The following is a 17,082-nucleotide window of genomic DNA, read 5'->3' as shown; positions in this document are numbered from 1 at the left end:
GCACCACGATGCGACCGTCTGAACGCTGAACACGGGGCAAAGGCTGACTGACGCAGCACTAGATGTGATGTCCGGGGACGTTGTTCTGGACGTGATGGCCTGTCGTGAAGACAGGTGAAGGCCTCTGGAGGTGAAGTGGAGCTGTCTAGGAACCGCTTCACACACCGGAGGCCTTCGTGTCCCACCCTAACGCCACGCTGACTCCGCGGACACGGCTGCGGCTCGCGCGTCTGATCGTGGAACAGAACTGGCCCGCGGCCGCCGCGGCGAAGATGTTCATGGTCGCGGAGCGCACCGCCCGCAAGTGGGCCGCCCGTTACCGCGACGAGGGCCAGGCAGGGATGCTCGACCGCAGCTCACGACCACATCACAGCCCGAACCGGACATCCGAGCCGGTCGTGCGGCAGATCGTGGTCCTGCGCTGGCGGCACCGGCTTGGGCCGGTCCAGATCGCCGGCCGGCTGGGACTGGCCGCCTCGACCGTGCACGCCGTGCTGACCCGCTGCCGGATCAACCGCCTATCCCGCATCGACCGCGTCACCGGCGAACCCCTGCGCCGCTACGAACACCCGCATCCAGGCTCGCTGATCCACGTCGACGTCACCAAGTTCGGCAACATCCCCGACGGCGGCGGCCACCGCTTCGTCGGCAGGCAACAAGGCGACCGCAACAAACGAGCCACGCCCGGACTGCCCAAAGGCAAGGACTACAAACCCTTGACCGGCAAAGCCTTCCTGCACACCGTCGTCGACGACCACTCCCGCGTCGCCTACGCCGAGATCCACGCCGACGAACGCGGCGACACCGCGACCGCCGTCCTGCGCCGAGCCGTGGCCTGGTTCCGCGAACACGGAGTCGTCGTCGAACGAGTCCTGTCCGACAACGGCTCCGCCTACCGCTCCTTTGCCTGGCGCGACGCCTGCACCGAGCTCGGCATCACCCCGAAACGCACACGTCCCTATCGGCCACAGACCAACGGCAAAGTCGAACGCTTCCACCGCACCCTGGCCGACGGCTGGGCCTACGCCCGCCACTACCAGTCAGAAACCGAACGACGAGCCGCCCTGCCCGACTGGATCCACTTCTACAATCACCACCGAGCTCACTCCGCCCTCGCAGGCCAGCCGCCCATCACCAGGCTGACCAACCTCCCCGGACATCACAACTAGAGCTTGCCCGCTGCCTTCAACGACAGGTAGCGGTCCGCCAGCGCGCGCGGCAGGTCGTCCGGCAGTGCGTCCACTACGTCGACACCGTGCCGTGCGAGCAACGCGGTGAGACGACGGCGTTCGGCCAACGTGCGTTCCGCAGCAGCAGCCGAGTACACGGCCTCCAGGTCGCCACGACCCGAGGCCATCGCGTGCACGGCCGGGTCGGCCACCGACGCGATCAGCAGGTGGTGCCGGGACGCCAGGACGGGCAGCAACGGCAGCAGGCCGTGCTCGATGGACGGGTCGAGCGTCGTCAGCAGCACGACGAGCGACCGGCGTCCCGCCCGGCGGAGCACCTCGGCGACGGCCGCGCGGGCGTCGAACTCGACCAGTTCGGCTTCCAGCGGTGCCATGGCCTGCACCAAGGTTGGCACCGTCGCGCGCGGCACCGAGGCCCGCACCTTCTGGCTGAACGCCACGAAGTCGACCTGGTCCCGGGCCTGCGCGGCCAAGGCGGACAACAACAACGCGGCGTCCATCGACGTGTCCAGCCGCGGCAGGCCACCGAGTGCGCCGTCCACGCGACCGGCCGACGTGCGGGCCGTGTCGAGCACGATCGTCACCTGACGGTCGCGTTCGGGACGCCACGTGCGCACGACGACGTCCGACGACCGGGCTGACGCACGCCAGTCGATCGACCGCACGTCGTCACCGATCACATACGCGCGCAACGAGTCGAACTCCGTGCCCGCGCCACGGATCAATGACGCCCGACGGCCGTCGAGCTCCCGCAGGCGTTCCAGCAACGGCGGCAAGTGCCGTCGGCTGTGGAACGGCGGCAGCGCGCGCACCGTCCACGGCACCTCGTGCGAACCCTGCCGTGCCGCGATGCCCAACGGCCCCACGGAACGCACGCTCACACGGTCGGCCTTGCGATCGCCGCGACGCACGGGCCGTAGCTCGAACGACGCCGTGCGCGCACCACGAGCGGGCACGTCGATGTCGATGCGGTCCTGAACCACACCGGCGGACGGCGCCCACGCGTCCCGCAGGACGCCCCGCACCCGACGGCCGGGGTTGTGCACGGTCAACTGCACCGTGCACAGCTCACCCGTGCGCACCGAGGTCGAGCCCGCGCGCGAGAACGTCAACGCCTTGACGCTCGCCGCCAACACCAAGTCGACGGCCACACACACGAGCAACACCGCGAGCACGACGAGAATCCCTTGCCACGACGGCAAGAGCAGTCCGACGACGAGTACGCCTACGAGCGCGAGCAGCCCCGCGCGACCCGTGAGCGCCACGTCAGCGCGGCACCTGAACAGCGCCGAGCACGCCGTCCAGCACGCCGTCCGCCGTCACGCCCTCCAGTTCGACCTCCGGGCGCAACTCCAGCCGGTGCCGCAACGCCGGGCGCGCCAACGACTTCACGTCGTCCGGCGTCACGTAGTCACGGCCCGATAGCCACGCCCACGCCCGTGCGGCCGCCAGCAGAGCCGTCGCGCCACGAGGAGACACGCCCAGACGCACGGCCGGGTGCTGACGGGTCGCACGGCACACATCGACGACGTACGCGATCACCTCGGGAGCCACGGTCAGCGCGCGCACCGCCGCCGACCCCGCCTCCAGGTGCGCCGCGCTCGCGACCGGGTTCAACGCCGACAGGTCGCGCGGGTCGAACCCGGACACGTGCCGCGTCAGCACGTCGATCTCGTGCTCCCGCGCGGGCACCGGCATGGTGACCTTGAGCAGGAACCGGTCGAGCTGCGCCTCCGGCAACGGGTAGGTGCCCTCGTACTCGACGGGGTTCTGCGTCGCCACCACGATGAACGGCGACGGCAGCGGCCGCGTCGTGCCGTCGGCGGACACCTGCCGTTCCTCCATGGCCTCCAGCAACGCCGACTGCGTCTTCGGCGGCGTCCGGTTGATCTCGTCCGCCAGCAGCAGGTTCGTGAAGACCGGGCCCTGGCGGAACGAGAACGCGGCGTTGTGCGAGTCGTAGACCAACGACCCCGTCAGGTCGCCGGGCATCAAGTCCGGCGTGAACTGCACACGCGTCGTAGAGAGGTCCAACGCGCGCGCGAGAGCACGCACGAGCAGCGTCTTCGCGACGCCCGGAACGCCCTCCAACAGCACGTGTCCCTTGCACAGCAAAGCGAGGATCAACGACGTCACAGCGGCGTCGTTGCCCACCACGGCCTTGCCGATCTCCGCGCGCAGCGCCACGAGCGCCGTGCGCGCCTCCTCGGTGGTGACCGTCATCCCTTGCGCACCTCGTTCTCCAAAGCGTCCAGATCAGCGGCCAGCGCGACCAACCCCCGGTCGTCCACCGGCCCGTCGTCGTACAGCAGCGCCCGCACCGAGGTGACGGGACGCGAGGTCCTGCGGGCGATCTCCTCGGACGGATCGTCGCCCACCGGCACCCCCAGCAGCGGTGCCAGCCGGTCACGCGCCGCCTGCCGCAGCACCGTCGCCGCGTGCCCCGCGGCGTGCGCCCGGCGGTAGAGCCTGGCCCTGCCCTCCACGGTCTCGGCGGCGCGCACCACGACCGGAAGTCGTTCCGGCACAACGCGACCGAGCCTGCGGGCCCGCCACAGCGCGAGCACCACCGCCGCGATCCCGAGCTGCAGGGCGGCGAACTTCCAGCCGTCCGGGATCAGCTCGGAGAACGACTTCTGCTGCGTGACGTCGGCCTCGGCCGGCTGGTACCAGACCAGCCGTTCGTGCTGGCCCAGCAACGACAACGCGAGCGCCGCGTTGCCCTCCTCGTCGAGGTTGCGGTTCGTGAAGATCCCGCCGTGGCCGAGCATCGTCACCGTGCCGACGCGCGCCAGCGTCGAGTCGTAGCAGCTCTGCTCGCCCTTGTAGACGAGCCCGCCCATGGTCGCCGCCCCGGCCTTCGCCGCGAACGGGCAGCCGGGCTGGCGCGTCTCGACCTCGATCCGCTCCGTCGCGCCGGGAGGAGCGAGCAGCACGGTGGCCGACGCCTCGCGGCTCAGCCGGTCGAGCCGGGCCGGGTCGATCAGGTTCGGCTGCGGCACGAACAACGTCGCACCGTTCACGGAGGACACGTCGCCGGTCAGCTCGACCCGCACCCCGTTCTGCTCCAGCAGCTGGGCGAGCGCGCGGCTGCCGTCGGGCTGGTAGGAACGGGGATCGAGCGCGCCGCCGGGACCGCTGCCGCGCAGCAACGTGATCACGACGGCGGCGAACAGGATGATCACGCCGATCAGCAACGGGCCGCGCGCGGCCGTCCAGATCCGCCCGGCGCCGGGGGACACCGACGTCGTCATCCGCGCACCTTGCCGTCCACGGTCACGAGCTGGTGGTACCCCTCCGCCGTCGCGGGCCTGCCGCCGTACCAGACGTCGTCGAACTGGACGGCGGCGCCGCGCAGGTCACCGGCGAGCGCCGGCAACGCCCGGCCCGCCTCGTGCGCCACCTCGTCCACCGTGCGTCCGGCCCGTGCGTCGAGCACGCCGCGTTGCTCCAATTCGCGCACCACGGCGCGGAAACGTTCGCGCACGGCCTCGGCGAAGTCACCGGACGCCGCTGCTTTCTCGGCGGCGGCGCGGTGTTCTGCCGCTGAGAGGACGGCGGTGCCGAACACCTCACCGTTCTTGCGCAACGCACGGCCCGTGCGTCCGGTGCGGAGCCTGATGATGATGACGATCAGCACCACCACGGCCACGATGATCGTGATCGCGGTGATGCCGCTCATGCCGCCCGCCCCGGCGAACAGCGCGCCGAGGCGTTCGAGGATCCAGTCGAGGGCCCGTTGCAACGGGTTCGGGTCACCGGAGACGTACGCCGGATCGCTGAGCTCCCGAAGCGCCGCTTCCCTCGCCTCGTCGCGGCCGAGATCTACCGGTACGTCAGAGACCGCCATGCCCCGCGGCCCGCTGGAGTTCGATGTCCATGCCCTCGGAGCGCATCCGGCGGTCGACGTAGAGCAGCACGGTCACCGCGGAGGTGAACGGCAGCGTGATCGTCGAGGCGATGATGGCGCCGATGGTCGCGAGGATCAGGTAGCCCGCGTTCAGCACGGCCGTCGGGTCGTCGCCGAAGCCGCCGGAGACCGCGAGACCGATGCCCTCGAACGGCAGGCTGACGATCCAGCTGATCACCCAGCTGACGACGACCGTCAGCAGCAGGATGCCGAACGTGCGCCACCAGGCGTCGTTCGTGAGCTTGCGCGAGCGGCCGAACGCGTCGATCACACCGCAGCGCTCCAGCACCAGCGCGGGCGTGACCAGCGCGAGCATCACCCAGAGGAAGACACCGGGGACGATGCACAGCAGCAGGCCGACGGTGATGATCAGACCGGACAGCAGCGTCGCGCCGAGCAGCGGCAGCAGCCGGGGCTTGAACTCCTCCCACGCCTGCGCGAACGTCACCGGCTTGCCGAGCACCGCGTGGCCCACGACCACGGTGATGAAGCCGGACAGGAAGACCGTGCCGAACAGCGACAGCAGAACGGTGAGCAGCGTGCCGGACAGGAACCCGGTGATCGCGCCGGTGAGCTGGTTCTCGAGCTGCTCCTGCGTGAGCGACGTCGAGTTCGGGTCGAGCGCCGCCATCGAGGTGATGTCGTCGAGGAACGGCAGGCTCACCAGCAGACCGAGGATCTGGGTGACCGCGGCGACCACCGCGGCGGCACCGATGATCAGCTTCGGGTAGGCGCGCATGGTCTTGATGGCGCCGTCGATGATCTCGCCGACGGCCAGCGGGCGCAGCGGGATCACGCCGGGCTTGATCGTCGGCCCGGTCGGCGGCTGGTTGTAGCCGTACGGCGGCTGCTGCCCGTACTGGGGCGGCTGGTTCTGCGGCGGCTGGTTCTGGGGCTGGTCGGGTGAGGACCAGCCGGGCGTTTCGGACATTCTCGGCTACCCCCGGATCTAGTGTGAGCGGCATCCTGCCAGATCAGCCCCACCGGCACTGGTCAACCTGATCACGAAACGAGCTCGGTCCTCGCCCTGGACGGTGTCGTGCGTCGCATGCCCGCGCTGACGCACCTCCTGACGACCTGGGGCTGCTCGCGCATCAGCCGCAACCCGCGTCTGACCAGCGTCGGCACCGGCTTGCGCGCCTCGGCCACGTCCCGGGCGAAGCGCCGCACGAACGTGACGGGCGGACTCGGCGCGAGCACGATGGCGTCCTTCAGCACGCCCGCTTCCTTCGCGCCCTGGACCAGCAGGTCCGCGAACAGGCCCTCCGCGATGAACGCGGGCGCGTCCCCGAGCTCGATCGTCTGCGTGCCGACCGCGCGGTCCTCGCTGATCGAGTAGACGGGAGCCTCGACCCGTCCGGTGTTCGAGAGTTCGATCACGGCCTCGAGTGCCTTGTCCGAGTTCCACGACCTGATGTCGTCCCAGTCGGCCCTGCCGTGCTCGTCGCGGGGGATCAGCGGGTCGTCGCCGTCGCGGTAGAAGTCGTCGAGGCGCAGCACCGGCCAGCCGAGGTGGGCGGCGAGTGTCGACTTGCCTGAGCCGGAGGGTCCGGCAAGCAGCACGGCACGAGGGATGGGCACGGAACGCGATCCTCGCACATGACCTAGTCCCTGCCCGCGTGCCGCTGTCGCCCGACGAGGCGCGCAGGACAGGCGTTAGGCTCGAACGCATGAGCGAAGGTCTGTTCGACGAGGGCCTCTTCGGCGCGACCGACGAGGAGAAGGCCGAGCGCATCGCGGCCAACGCCCCGCTGGCCGTGCGGATGCGTCCGGCCACGCTGGACGAGGTCGTCGGTCAGGACCACCTGCTCGGGCCGGGCGCGCCGCTGCGCCGCCTGGTCGAGGGCGCCACCCCGGCGTCGGTGATGCTCTACGGTCCTCCCGGCACCGGCAAGACGACCCTCGCGACGTTGGTCTCGCGCGCCACCGGCCGTCGTTTCGTGGCGCTGTCGGCGTTGTCCGCGGGCGTGAAGGAGGTGCGGGCCGTCATCGACGAGGCCCGGCGCCGCCTGGTCCGCTCCGGTGAGTCGACCGTGCTGTTCATCGACGAGGTGCACCGCTTCTCCAAGACCCAGCAGGACGCGTTGCTGGGGGCGGTCGAGGACCGGATCGTGCTGCTCGTCGCGGCCACCACGGAGAACCCGTTCTTCTCGGTCGTCTCTCCGTTGCTCTCGCGCTCTCTCGTGTTGCAGCTCAAGTCGTTGACCGACGACGGCGTGCGTGCCGTGATCCAGCGGGCGGTGTCCGACGAACGCGGCCTCGGTGGCTCCGTCGTGCTGGAACCCGACGCCGAGGACCACCTGATCCGCCTGGCCGGTGGCGACGCCCGGCGTTCCCTGACCGCCCTGGAGGCCGCCGCCGACTCCGCGCTCGCGTCGAACGAGGGCGTGATCACGCTGCCCCTGCTGGAGTCCACAGTGGACAAGGCGGCCGTGCGCTACGACCGCGACGGCGACCAGCACTACGACGTGACGTCGGCGTTCATCAAGTCCATCCGCGGCTCCGACGTCGACGCGGCCCTGCACTACCTGGCGCGCATGATCGAGGCGGGCGAGGACCCGCGCTTCATCGCCCGGCGCCTGGTGATCCACGCCAGCGAGGACGTGGGCATGGCCGACCCCACCGCCCTGCAGACGTGCGTCGCCGCCGCCCAGGCCGTGCAACTGATCGGCCTGCCCGAGTGCGCGCTGAACCTGGCCCAGGCCACCATCCACCTGGCCACGGCCCCGAAGTCGAACGCCGTCACCACCGCCATCTACGGCGCCATCGAGGACGTCCGCAAGGGCGCAATCGGTTCCGTGCCGGCACATCTGCGCGACGGCCACTACGCGGGAGCCGCGAAACTCGGCAACGCCCAGGGCTACCGCTACCCGCACGACGTGCCCGAGGGCGTGCTCACGCAGCAGTACGCCCCCGACGACCTGGTGGGCCGCGACTACTACGAGCCGACGTCTCGTGGTGCCGAACGCGCCGTGGCCGAACGCCTGCCGAAGCTGCGCCGGGTCATCCGCGGCGAGTAAAACCGGTTGGCGGCCCGCGCATGATCGAGCCATGGAACTCGTGCCGCACAACCCGGCCGACGGCATCTACGCGACCGGTGGCGACTGGGTGCACGCGATGGAAGTCCGCGGCCCGTCCCGCTTCCTGTTCGTCTCCGGCACCATGGGCCTCGACGCCGCGGGCGACCCCGGCGCCGGCCTCGCCGAGCAACTCGACCTGATCTGGGCCAACCTCCGGCGCGTCCTCGCCTCGGCGGACATGACCGTCGACAACATCGTCCGGCTCACCAGCTACCTGCGTGACGCGTCTTATGCCGAGGCGAACGCTGCGGCGCGGGTGGCGGCTCTCGGGGGTCGCGCGGTGCCGACGACGGCGATCGTGGCGACGACGCTGGTCAGCGACTGGCTCGTGGAGATCGAGGTGATCGCGGCCGGGTAGCGCTGGTCCGTTCGGAGTAGTGTGCGGACGCGCCGGGTGATCTCGAAGAAGCAGGGTGGATGAGGTTTCTCGGATTTCTGTTCGTCTTCTTCGTGATGCCACCGCTCGGCTTTCTGACGGTGGCCACGGTGTGGACCCACCTGGGCGATCAGATCGATCCCGGCCGAGTCAGCAGCACCCTCGTCGGGGTGGCGAGGTCGTGCGAGCGGCAGTACCCGGTCACGCTGACCGGTGGCTTCAAGGCCTGGTACGTCTGCCAGGTCGACGTGAGCGCGAACGGCGGACCCCCGCGCACCATGGAGTCCCGCGGGTTCCTCACCCCGGAGCACATCGGCAAGCCGGTCCCGGTCGGCACCACGCACAACGGCCGGAACCTGGTGTCGAACAAAGACACCTCAAGCACATGCGTCAGCGGGACGACATCGGCCGCGACTAGGTTCGGTGAGGTGACGATCAGAGACGACTTCCTGACCAGCGCCCGCATCGCACTCGACCTGCTGCGCCACGACCAGGTCGCCAAGCACTGGGACGAGCCGAGCGCGCTGCCGGAGTTCGGGGTCAGCGGCCTTGCCGGACACCTTGCGTACCAGGCGTTGCCGCTGCCGGGCATGATCGAGGCACCGCAGGGCGACGAGCCGGTCGTGTCGCTGATGGAGCACTACGAGCGTGCCAAGTGGACCGACCTGGACGTCGACTCCGAGTTCCACACGCGGATCCGCGCGGGCGGCGAGAAGCTCGCGGCCGAAGGCCAGGCCGATCTGTGCAAGAGGTCCGAGGAAACGCTCGACACCCTCGAAGAACTGTTGCCCGCCAGCGAGAACCGCGGCGTGCGGATGCCGCACTGGGGGCCGTGGGCGGTGCCGCTGGACGAGTACCTGGTCAGCCGCCTGATGGAGTTCGTCGTGCACAGCGACGACCTCGCGGTGAGCGTCGGCGTCGACACGCCGGAGTTTCCCAAGCAAGTCAACGAGACCGTCATCGACCTGCTGACCCGCATGGCGCTCAACAAGCACCAGGCGATCGACGTGGTGCGCGCGCTCAGCCGCAAGGAACGCGCACCGCGGGACATCACCGCGTTCTAGTGGCGCGTCTCGGAACGTCGGCGAGGTAATCCACGCTCAGCAGGGCGCCTCGCGGCTGTCTGACCGCGAATTCCCCCGGCAACGTTCCGAGCCACACCACTAACGACGGCGCACCATCAGCAGTGCGACCTTGCCTGGCAGCACGACCTCGTCCAGCGCCCGGAAGCCGCCCGCTTCGAACGACCTGATGGCGCGCGTGTTGGTCACGTCCGGTTCCAGCACCACGCGCGTGCAGTGCGGATCGGCCTCGAACAGGGCGTCGGTGAGCCGGGGGAGCAGGGCGCGCACGAGGCCGCGGTCGGTCATCGCGAGATCGCCGACCGCGACGCTGAGGCCGATGTCGTGCGGACGTGCGGAGTACCCGGAAGCGACGGCGTGCCGGGCCGCGCGGTAGACCTCGGCGAAGATGACCGGGCGGCCGTGCCAGCTGATCAGCAACGGCCGCACGTCGTCGCCCGCCAGCTGCGCGCGCAACGTCTGCTCCCACTGCGCCAGCGTCCACGCCTGCCGCCGGAACGCCGCCACGTGCGGAGCCGAGTTCCAGCGGTGGACCAGGTGCAGGTCGTAGCCGTCCGGACGGGCCGGGCGCGCGCTCCAGGGCATCGGCAGCACGGGCACCGGGGGCGGCCCGGCGGTGACCTGTGGCCGGTAGGAGTCCAGGTGCGTCACCGGGTTCACGAGGCCTCCTGCACGGTCGAACTTAGGGTTGCCTAACTCCACGCGGTGCAGGGCCGGGTGTCAAGCCCTGTGTGACGGGTATTTCACAGGCCGTGACGACCACGCGTCAATGAGCTGTCCCGTACGTTCTGGTAAATGCAGGAAACCCAGCGCGAACCCGTTCCCAGGACCGACACCGGCGAACTCGACACCGCGCGAGCGTTCCTGGACTTCCAGCGCCACTGCGTGCTCAAGAAGGCGGACGGGCTCAGCGAAGAGCAACTGCGCCACTCGCCCGTCGCGAGCGGCACCTCGATCCTCGGGCTGGTTCAGCACCTGGCCGGAGCGGAGCGCTTCTGGTTCGCGCACACCGTCGACGGCGGCGCCGAGCCCGCGGACGACGTCCTGAGCATGACCGTGCCGCCCGGCCTGGCCGCGGCCGAGGTGATCGACGACTACCGCGCCGCGATCGCCGTCAGCGACGAGGTGATCGAGCGCGGCGGGAACGCCGAGGCGCTCACGGTCGTCCCGATCGACGGCCACCCGAAGACGCTGCGGTGGGTGCTCGCGCACATGACCGCCGAGACCGCCCGGCACGCCGGCCACGCCGACGTCATCCGCGAGCAGATCGACGGCGCCACAGGTCGTTGAAGATCAACAAATGATGCCCCCCAAGTGGGTGTCGGACCCACCCGGTAATCTCACCCGCAACCAAGCCCGCACGCCTGTTCACCAGGAGGATCTGTGTCGCCAGGGTGGCTCGCCGCCGGTGCAGCCGTTTTGCTCGCGCTCGTGGTGCTGTTCGTGGGGATCAAGGCGGCGCGGTTCTTCGAAGAAGCGACCAAAGCGATGCAGAAGGCGCAGGAGAACGCGGACCCGCTGTTCACCGAGGCCAACACGACGCTGACGCACGTCAACACGCAGCTCGAACGCGTCGACGGCATCACCGCCAACGCGCGCGCCGTGACGGGCAACGTCTCCGCGCTCACCAGCCTGTTCACCGCCACTCTCGGCGGTCCGCTGGTCAAGGCCGCCGCGCTGTCCTACGGCGTGAGCAAGGCCGTCAAGGCCCGCCGCAAGGCCGTCGAGCAGCCCAACAAGCACGCCAAGCGCCGTCCCAGGCGAGGTGCGAAGTGAGCCGCCTCTTCTGGTTCGGACTGGGTGCCGCGGCAGGCCTCTTCGTCGCGAAGAAGGCCGCCGAGGTGACAAAGCAGGCGACCCCTGCCGGCATCGGCGCTAACGTGGGCGAAGGCCTGCGCGAACTCGCCGGCGCACTCGGGTCCTTCGGGGCCGAGGTGCGCGCGGGAATGGCCGAACGGGAACAGGAGTTGCAAGACACCGTGGAACGTCAGACGGGATTCACGCCAGGGCGTCGAGCGCCCAGGGCGAACGGAAAGCACTAATCCACCGTTCGCCCCACACGCGTGCCCTGACAACTTCCCGTTAGAAACGTAGGAACTCCCGTGCAGACCCACGAGATCATCAAGCGCTTCCGCGAGCACTTCGAGAACGCCGGCCACAAGTACATTCCCAGCGCCTCGCTCCTGCTCGACGACCCCAACCTGCTGTTCGTCAACGCCGGCATGGTGCCGTTCAAGCCGTACTTCCTCGGCGAGGCCCCGCCGCCCGCCCCGCGGATGACGAGCATCCAGAAGTGCGTGCGCACCCCCGACATCGACGAGGTCGGCAAGACCACGCGCCACCTGACGTTCTTCCAGATGGCCGGCAACTTCTCGCTCGGCGACTACTTCAAGGAAGACGCCATCCGGCTCGCCTGGGAGCTGATCACCAAGTCCCAGGACGACGGTGGCTACGGCTTCGACCCCGAGCGCATCTGGGTCACCGTCTACGAGACCGACGACGAGGCCATCGAGCTCTGGCAGAAGGTCGCCGGCATGCCGCTGGAGCGCATCCAGCGCCGCGGCGTCGAGGACAACTTCTGGTCGATGGGCGTCCCCGGCCCGTGCGGCCCGTGCTCGGAGATCTACTACGACCGCGGTCCCGAGTTCGGCAAGGAGGGCGGGCCGATCGTCGACGAGGACAGGTACCTCGAGATCTGGAACCTCGTCTTCATGCAGAACATCCGCGGCGAGGGTGGTGCCAAGAAGGACTACCCGGTCATCGGTGAGCTGCCGTCGAAGAACATCGACACCGGCATGGGCGTCGAGCGCGTCGCCTACCTGCTGCAGGGCGTCGACAACGTCTACGAGACCGACCTGGTCCGCGCCGTCATCAACAAGGCCGAGGAGCTCTCCGGCCGCAAGTACGGCGCCAACGAGACCGATGACGTCCGCTTCCGCGTCATCGCCGACCACGCCCGCAGCGGTGTGCTCCTGGTCGGCGACGGCGTCACGCCCGGCAACGAGGCCCGCGGCTATGTGCTGCGCCGCCTGCTGCGCCGCATCATCCGCAGCAGCCGCCTGCTCGGCGTCACCGAGCCGGTGCTCCAGACGTTCGCCGAGGTCGTCCGCGACTCGATGGGCGAGGCCTACCCCGAGCTGGTCACCGGGTTCGCCCGCATCCAGCAGGTGCTCAAGGCCGAGGAGGACACGTTCCTGCGCACGCTCGACGCCGGGTCGCGGATCTTCGAGGGTGCCGCCGCCGAGGTGAAGTCCGACGGCCGCGCCACGCTGCCCGGTGACAAGGCCTTCCAGCTGCACGACACGTACGGCTTCCCGATCGACCTGACGCTGGAGATGGCCTCCGAGGCCGGCCTGTCCGTGGACGAGGACGGGTTCCGCAAGCTGATGGCCGAGCAGCGCGCCCGCGCCAAGGCCGACGCCGCCGGCAAGAAGACCGGCCACGGCGACCAGAGCGTGTACCGCGAGCTGCTGGAGCAGGGCCCGACCGAGTTCACCGGCTACACCGAGCTGAGCTCCGAGGCCACCCTGCGCGGCATCGTGCTCAACGGCCAGCGGGTCAAGAGCGCCAAGGAAGGCGACATCGTCGAGGTCGTCCTCGACCGCACGCCGCTCTACGCCGAGTCCGGTGGCCAGGAGTCCGACGCCGGCACCATCGTCACGGCCAACGCCGAGCTCGAAGTGCTCGACGTGCAGAAGGTCGCCCGCAAGCTGTGGGTGCACCAGGTCCGCGTCACCTCCGGCGAGATCAGCGAGGGCGAGCACGTCGAGGCCCGCGTCGACCAGGAGTGGCGCACCGGCGCCCGCCAGGGCCACTCGGGCACGCACGTCGTGCACGCCGCCCTGCGCCATGTGCTCGGCCCGTCTGCCCTGCAGAGCGGTTCGTACAACAAGCCCGGCTACCTGCGGCTCGACTTCGCCTGGACCGGTGGCCTGTCCGCCGAGGCCAAGAGCGAGATCGAGGAGGTCTCGAACCTCGCCGTGCGCCGCGACCTGCCGGTCAGCATCGTCTACACGGACATGGCCGGTGCCCAGGAGCTGGGTGCCGTCGCCCTGTTCGGCGAGACCTACGACGAGACCGTCCGCGTCATCGAGATCGGTGGCGAGTGGTCTCGTGAGCTCTGCGGTGGCACGCACGTCGAGCACTCGTCGCAGATCGGCGCCATCACGCTGCTCGGCGAGTCTTCGGTGGGTTCCGGCGTGCGCCGCCTGGAGGCCTACGTCGGCATCGAGGCCATGCGGTTCCTGGCCAAGGAACGCGCCATCGTGCAGAACCTCTCCGACATGCTCAAGGTCGGTTCCGAGGGCCTGCCCGAGCGGATCGAGTCGCTGGTCGAGCGCCTGAAGGTCGCCGAGAAGGAGCTGGAGAAGGTCCGCGCCGCCGAGCTGCTCGGCAACGCCGGTGCCCTCGCCGACAAGGCCCTGGACATCCGCGGCCTGTCGCTCGTGGCCCTGGGCCTCGAGGGCGTGTCGGGCAACGACCTGCGCACCCTCGGTGGCGAGGTCCGCAACCGCCTGGGCACCAAGCCTGGTGTGGTGGCCCTGTTCTCGGTCGACGGCGACAAGGTCAGCTTCGTGGTGGCCACCACGGCCGCCGCCCGCGACCTGGGGCTCGCCGCCGGCAAGCTCGTCCCGATGTTCGGTCCGGCCATCTCCGCCAAGGGCGGCGGCAAGCCGGACCTGGCCCAGGGTGGCGGCACCAACCCGTCCGGTGTCACCGAGGCCATCACGGCCCTGACCAACGAACTGGACAAGGTGCTTGAGCAGCGCTGATGTTCCTGGTGTCGACGATCCGGGCCTCGGTAGGAGGCTCGGCGTCGACGTCGGATCGGTTCGCGTGGGGGTGTCCTTAAGTGATCCGAGCCCGTTCCTGGCGACCCCGCTCGTCACCCTGAAACGCGACGAGAAGAGCGGCTCGGACCTCACGGAACTCGTACGTCTCATCGCCGAACATGACGTGGTCGAGGTCGTGGTCGGTCTGCCGAAGACACTGGCAGGAAGGCACGGCCCCGCAGCCGAGGCGGCGACGGCGTACGCTGCCGCCTTGGCCGGGCGCATCGCCCCGGTGCCGGTGCGGCTCTCCGACGAACGTCTGACGACGGTCGTGGTGAGCCGGGTACTGGCACAGCGCGGTGTGAAGGGCAAGAAACAGCGTGCCGTGGTCGACCAGGCCGCTGCTGTCGAGATCCTGCAATCTTGGCTGGACGCACGGGCACGTTCGGTGTCCGCCCGAAAGGACGAGGCGTGAGCGGCGACGATCTCGGGTTGTTCACCGACCCCGACGTGGACGAGCGAAGGCCGGTCAGGAAGCGCGACCGCGAGCGGGACAACGCGCGCGCCAAGGCCAAGAAGCGCAAGAAGACGGTCCTGTGGCTGGTCGTCGCGCTGGTCCTCGCCGTCGGCATGGGCGGCGCGTACTACGGCTACCGGGAACTGCGCGGCATCGGGTCGTTCGATGACTTCGCGGGCACCGGCGAGGCCGACACGATCGTCGAGGTCGGTGACGGCGACGTGGTCAGCAAGATCGCGTCGACGCTGTACGAGAACGGCGTCACCGCCTCCGCGCGCGCGTTCATCGAGGCCAGCAAGACCGACGCCCGCGTGACGTCGATCCAGCCCGGCTTCTACCTGATGAAGACGAAGATGTCCGGCCAGAGCGCCGTGGCCAAGATGATCGACCCGAAGACGCGCGTCCCGGCCGTGCAGTTCGTCGGTGGCATCAAGCTCACCGACATCCAGGCCAACGGCAAGACCGTCCCGGGCATCTACTCCCAGCTCGCCGCCGCGAGCTGCACGGAGAAGGACGGCCAGAAGGTCTGCCTGACCGGCGACGAGATCAAGGCCGCAGCCGAGCAGACCGACCCGGTCGCCCTGGGCGTGCCGGACTGGGCGCTCGCCGACGTGAAGGCCGCCGAACCGCAGTTCCGCCTCGAAGGCCTGATCATGCGCGGCGTGTACCAGGTCAAGCCGGGCGTGACCGCGGTCGAACTGCTGCGCAGCGTCATCGTGGCCTCCGCGCAGAAGCTCCAGGGCGCGGGCATCCCCGGCGGCACCCTGAACACCGGCTTCCGGCCGTACGAGGTGCTCGTCATCGCCTCGCTGATCGAGAAGGAAGCGATCGAGAAGGACTTCGGCAAGGTCTCGCAGGTCATCTACAACCGGATGGCCGAGCCCATGGACCTGCAGTTCGACTCGACCATCAACTACCGCAACAACCAGCCGCACATCCGCACGTCCGACGCGGACCGCAACGCGGACCAGCCGTACAACACCTACAACCGCAAGGGCCTGACGCCGACCCCCATCGGCTCGCCCTCGCAGCAGGCCGTGGCCGCCGCCATCAAGCCCGACGGCGGCGAGGCCGGCAACAAGATCATGTACTTCGTGAAGTGCCAGAAGGACGGCACTTCGTGCTTCTCGAACACCTACCCGGAGCACCAGGCGAAGGACCAGAAGGCACAGCAGGAGGGCGTCTACTAGTGGTGCTGCGGAAGGCGGCGGTGATCGGCTCGCCGATCGAGCACTCGCTCTCACCCGTCCTGCACAACGCCGCGTACGCCGCACTGGGCCTCGACTGGGACTACACCCGCCTGGAGTGTTCCGAGGCGGACGTGCCGGCCCTGGTGTCCGGCCTCGGCCCGGAGTGGGTGGGCCTGTCCTGCACGATGCCCACGAAACGAGCCGCGCTGGCGTTCGCGTCCGTCGTGACCCCGCGCGCCTCGGCCGTGGGCGCGGCGAACACCCTGGTACGCAACGGTTCCGACTGGCACGCCGACTGCACCGACGTCGACGGCGTCGTGGGCGCCTTGCGGGAGAAGGGTTTCTCCGAAGGCGCGAACGGCGTGGTGCTCGGCGCGGGCGGCACCGCCACCGCCGCGTTGGCGGGCCTCGCGGACCTGGGCGTGAAGACGGTTTCGTTGGTGGTGCGCGATCCCGCGCGCGCGGGCGAGGCGTTGGAGACCGCCGCTCGGGTCGGCGTCGAGGTCGAGGTCCTCGAACTGTCCTCAGTGGACCTTCCGCTGCTGTGCGGCGCGTCGGACGTCGTGGTCTCCACCGTGCCCGCCGAGGCCACCGTCCCTCTGGCCGCCGCGCTGGCCCGCGCACCGTACGTGCTGGACGTGATCTACCACCCGTGGCCGACCCCGGTCGCCGCGGCCGTCCAGGAGTCCGGCGCGAGGCTCGCGACGGGCCTGGACATGTTGCTGCACCAGGCTTTCGGGCAGGTGGAGCAGTTCACCGGCAAGCCCGCGCCGCAGGACGTCATGCGCCGTGCGCTGGACGCCGCCCTGGCCGCCCGCGCGTAACTTTCGGCCTGATCCCGCGCTGTTCGATACCGGCACGCGCCGACGATGTGATTGTCTGCGCGTGACTCGTTTGACTGCGGACGATGTGCCACTCGCCCGCGGTCAACGCATGCCGGTGTTCTGCGGGAGAACCGGCAGGTG

At 69.8% G+C, this 17,082-nt stretch carries 18 protein-coding genes; 11 read left to right on the top strand and 7 right to left on the bottom strand.

All coding sequences use genetic code 11. The features are described 5' to 3' along the window. Window positions 1-176: 176 nt before the first annotated feature. Window positions 177-1,169 (top strand): IS481 family transposase, encoded by a 993-nt coding sequence (locus JNUCC0626_RS18615; protein WP_394621031.1) that lies wholly within the window; start codon window positions 177-179, stop codon window positions 1,167-1,169. On the opposite strand, the gene JNUCC0626_RS18610 is transcribed toward JNUCC0626_RS18615, so the two are convergent. The 6 genes from JNUCC0626_RS18610 to JNUCC0626_RS18585 all read right to left on the bottom strand — a co-directional run bounded on the left by JNUCC0626_RS18610 (window position 1,166) and on the right by JNUCC0626_RS18585 (window position 6,681). After that, on the bottom strand, window positions 1,166-2,455 hold the full coding sequence (locus tag JNUCC0626_RS18610) for a DUF58 domain-containing protein (RefSeq protein WP_394621030.1): 1,290 nt from the start codon (window positions 2,453-2,455) through the stop codon (window positions 1,166-1,168). The genes JNUCC0626_RS18615 and JNUCC0626_RS18610 overlap by 4 nt on opposite strands. A 1-nt stretch (window position 2,456) precedes the next feature. Continuing rightward, the gene (locus tag JNUCC0626_RS18605) at window positions 2,457-3,413 is read right to left on the bottom strand and encodes an AAA family ATPase (RefSeq protein ID WP_394621029.1); all 957 of its coding nucleotides are present in this window, start codon (window positions 3,411-3,413) and stop codon (window positions 2,457-2,459) included. Then, the gene (locus tag JNUCC0626_RS18600; RefSeq protein WP_394621028.1) at window positions 3,410-4,444 is read right to left on the bottom strand and encodes a DUF4350 domain-containing protein; all 1,035 of its coding nucleotides are present in this window, start codon (window positions 4,442-4,444) and stop codon (window positions 3,410-3,412) included. Before JNUCC0626_RS18600 ends, JNUCC0626_RS18605 begins: the two co-directional genes overlap by 4 nt. Further along, window positions 4,441-5,040 (bottom strand): DUF4129 domain-containing protein, encoded by a 600-nt coding sequence (locus JNUCC0626_RS18595; RefSeq protein WP_394621027.1) that lies wholly within the window; start codon window positions 5,038-5,040, stop codon window positions 4,441-4,443. The genes JNUCC0626_RS18600 and JNUCC0626_RS18595 overlap by 4 nt, the downstream gene beginning before the upstream one ends. Beyond that, window positions 5,027-6,031, bottom strand: a complete 1,005-nt coding sequence (locus tag JNUCC0626_RS18590) for a YciC family protein (RefSeq protein WP_394621026.1) — start codon at window positions 6,029-6,031, stop codon at window positions 5,027-5,029. Before JNUCC0626_RS18590 ends, JNUCC0626_RS18595 begins: the two co-directional genes overlap by 14 nt. 71 nt (window positions 6,032-6,102) lie before the next feature. Next, window positions 6,103-6,681, bottom strand: coding sequence for a uridine kinase family protein (locus tag JNUCC0626_RS18585; protein ID WP_394621025.1), 579 nt, complete (start codon window positions 6,679-6,681; stop codon window positions 6,103-6,105). 89 nt (window positions 6,682-6,770) lie between these two features. Here JNUCC0626_RS18585 and JNUCC0626_RS18580 point away from each other — a divergent pair, with 89 nt between their 5' ends. From JNUCC0626_RS18580 to JNUCC0626_RS18570, 3 genes are read left to right on the top strand one after another with little or no spacing between them, the layout of a single operon-like run. Next, window positions 6,771-8,120 (top strand): replication-associated recombination protein A, encoded by a 1,350-nt coding sequence (locus tag JNUCC0626_RS18580; protein ID WP_394621024.1) that lies wholly within the window; start codon window positions 6,771-6,773, stop codon window positions 8,118-8,120. 31 nt (window positions 8,121-8,151) lie between these two features. Further along, on the top strand, window positions 8,152-8,538 hold the full coding sequence (locus JNUCC0626_RS18575) for a RidA family protein (protein ID WP_394621023.1): 387 nt from the start codon (window positions 8,152-8,154) through the stop codon (window positions 8,536-8,538). A 59-nt stretch (window positions 8,539-8,597) separates the two neighbouring features. Beyond that, entirely contained in the window at window positions 8,598-9,620 is a 1,023-nt protein-coding gene (locus JNUCC0626_RS18570) for a DUF6346 domain-containing protein (protein WP_394621022.1), read from the top strand. 99 nt (window positions 9,621-9,719) lie between these two features. On the opposite strand, the gene JNUCC0626_RS18565 is transcribed toward JNUCC0626_RS18570, so the two are convergent. Beyond that, complete coding sequence (locus JNUCC0626_RS18565) at window positions 9,720-10,298, bottom strand: GNAT family N-acetyltransferase (RefSeq protein ID WP_394621021.1); 579 nt, start codon at window positions 10,296-10,298, stop codon at window positions 9,720-9,722. A 135-nt stretch (window positions 10,299-10,433) separates the two neighbouring features. Here JNUCC0626_RS18565 and JNUCC0626_RS18560 point away from each other — a divergent pair, with 135 nt between their 5' ends. The 7 genes from JNUCC0626_RS18560 (at window position 10,434) to JNUCC0626_RS18530 (ending at window position 16,941) form a co-directional block, all read left to right on the top strand. Beyond that, window positions 10,434-10,928: a DinB family protein gene (locus JNUCC0626_RS18560; RefSeq protein ID WP_394621020.1), complete on the top strand. Its 495-nt coding sequence runs from the start codon at window positions 10,434-10,436 to the stop codon at window positions 10,926-10,928. A 93-nt stretch (window positions 10,929-11,021) separates the two neighbouring features. After that, window positions 11,022-11,414, top strand: coding sequence for a DUF948 domain-containing protein (locus tag JNUCC0626_RS18555; RefSeq protein ID WP_394621019.1), 393 nt, complete (start codon window positions 11,022-11,024; stop codon window positions 11,412-11,414). After that, entirely contained in the window at window positions 11,411-11,680 is a 270-nt protein-coding gene (locus JNUCC0626_RS18550) for a hypothetical protein (RefSeq protein ID WP_285642355.1), read from the top strand. The genes JNUCC0626_RS18555 and JNUCC0626_RS18550 overlap by 4 nt, the downstream gene beginning before the upstream one ends. 60 nt (window positions 11,681-11,740) lie before the next feature. Beyond that, window positions 11,741-14,410: an alanine--tRNA ligase gene (alaS, locus tag JNUCC0626_RS18545; RefSeq protein WP_394621018.1), complete on the top strand. Its 2,670-nt coding sequence runs from the start codon at window positions 11,741-11,743 to the stop codon at window positions 14,408-14,410. Then, a complete protein-coding gene (gene ruvX / locus JNUCC0626_RS18540; RefSeq protein WP_394621017.1) occupies window positions 14,397-14,885 on the top strand; it encodes a Holliday junction resolvase RuvX in 489 nt (162 codons plus the stop codon). Before alaS ends, ruvX begins: the two co-directional genes overlap by 14 nt. Continuing rightward, on the top strand, window positions 14,882-16,117 hold the full coding sequence (gene mltG / locus JNUCC0626_RS18535) for an endolytic transglycosylase MltG (RefSeq protein ID WP_394621016.1): 1,236 nt from the start codon (window positions 14,882-14,884) through the stop codon (window positions 16,115-16,117). Before ruvX ends, mltG begins: the two co-directional genes overlap by 4 nt. After that, complete coding sequence (locus tag JNUCC0626_RS18530; RefSeq protein WP_394621015.1) at window positions 16,117-16,941, top strand: shikimate dehydrogenase; 825 nt, start codon at window positions 16,117-16,119, stop codon at window positions 16,939-16,941. Before mltG ends, JNUCC0626_RS18530 begins: the two co-directional genes overlap by 1 nt. The last annotated feature ends 141 nt before the right edge of the window (window positions 16,942-17,082 follow it).

Source organism: Lentzea sp. JNUCC 0626 (assembly GCF_043632865.1).
GTDB lineage: Bacteria > Actinomycetota > Actinomycetes > Mycobacteriales > Pseudonocardiaceae > Lentzea.
Note: the sequence above shows the minus strand (reverse complement) of the source record. Positions and strands in the feature narration are given on the sequence as shown.

What these genes read in the sequence shown, in the direction of transcription:
- JNUCC0626_RS18575 (WP_394621023.1), top strand. Translation starts at nt 8,152, where the DNA reads ATGGAACTCGTGCCGCACAACCCGGCCGACGGCATCTACGCGACCGGT.
- JNUCC0626_RS18570 (WP_394621022.1), top strand. Translation starts at nt 8,598, where the DNA reads ATGAGGTTTCTCGGATTTCTGTTCGTCTTCTTCGTGATGCCACCGCTC.
- JNUCC0626_RS18580 (WP_394621024.1), top strand. Translation starts at nt 6,771, where the DNA reads ATGAGCGAAGGTCTGTTCGACGAGGGCCTCTTCGGCGCGACCGACGAG.
- JNUCC0626_RS18605 (WP_394621029.1), bottom strand. Translation starts at nt 3,413, where the DNA reads ATGACGGTCACCACCGAGGAGGCGCGCACGGCGCTCGTGGCGCTGCGC.
- JNUCC0626_RS18590 (WP_394621026.1), bottom strand. Translation starts at nt 6,031, where the DNA reads ATGTCCGAAACGCCCGGCTGGTCCTCACCCGACCAGCCCCAGAACCAG.
- JNUCC0626_RS18600 (WP_394621028.1), bottom strand. Translation starts at nt 4,444, where the DNA reads ATGACGACGTCGGTGTCCCCCGGCGCCGGGCGGATCTGGACGGCCGCG.
- JNUCC0626_RS18595 (WP_394621027.1), bottom strand. Translation starts at nt 5,040, where the DNA reads ATGGCGGTCTCTGACGTACCGGTAGATCTCGGCCGCGACGAGGCGAGG.
- JNUCC0626_RS18560 (WP_394621020.1), top strand. Translation starts at nt 10,434, where the DNA reads ATGCAGGAAACCCAGCGCGAACCCGTTCCCAGGACCGACACCGGCGAA.